Raw genomic sequence first — 435 nt, 5'->3', positions numbered from 1 at the left:
AGCGACTGCGAGCCGGGCGCAGTAAGTCGCTGCGGGGTCGGGGCGGGGAAGGTAAACGCGGAGGCCGCAGGCCGACCTGCCTACAGGGAAGTTTGCCGGAACAACGCAAGGCAGCTAAAGAAGAACACGGGTTTTTGCTGAGGACTGGCTCAGAAGCTGACAGCAGAAGGCGCCAGCCTTGTGCGGCGGCACCTTGCGATGCCGATAAGCGGGGGCGCCAGACATAATGTGTATTATGCGATGCGAGCCGCTTTACCGGTTTTTGGGGGACTACGTGGCTGAACGGCGAGTTTCGCATAATTCCCCAACATTATGTTGAGTGGGCTTTGGGCGGCCTGCACTGACTGAACGGGGGCGGCAGGGGTCAGGCCGACCATTGCCCACGTACCCCCGCGAGCACTGAGGCCAACGGGCAGTCCGGCCACGGTCTGCCCC

1 protein-coding gene and 1 pseudogene are annotated in these 435 nt (G+C 62.8%); one reads left to right on the top strand and one right to left on the bottom strand.

All coding sequences use genetic code 11. The features are described from left to right. Positions 1–227, top strand: a 227-nt coding sequence (locus tag AAY47_RS22280) for a hypothetical protein (RefSeq protein ID WP_167400590.1), incomplete at its 5' end; no start/stop codon positions are given. Between the two features lie 6 nt (positions 228–233). On the opposite strand, the pseudogene AAY47_RS22275 reads toward AAY47_RS22280, so the two are convergent. Further along, positions 234–435 (bottom strand): annotated as a pseudogene (locus AAY47_RS22275) (hypothetical protein); the annotation flags it as partial.

It is taken from the genome of Xenorhabdus griffiniae, from assembly GCF_001028135.1.
Taxonomy (GTDB): Bacteria; Pseudomonadota; Gammaproteobacteria; order Enterobacterales; family Enterobacteriaceae; genus Xenorhabdus; species Xenorhabdus bakwenae.
Note: the sequence above shows the minus strand (reverse complement) of the source record. Positions and strands in the feature narration are given on the sequence as shown.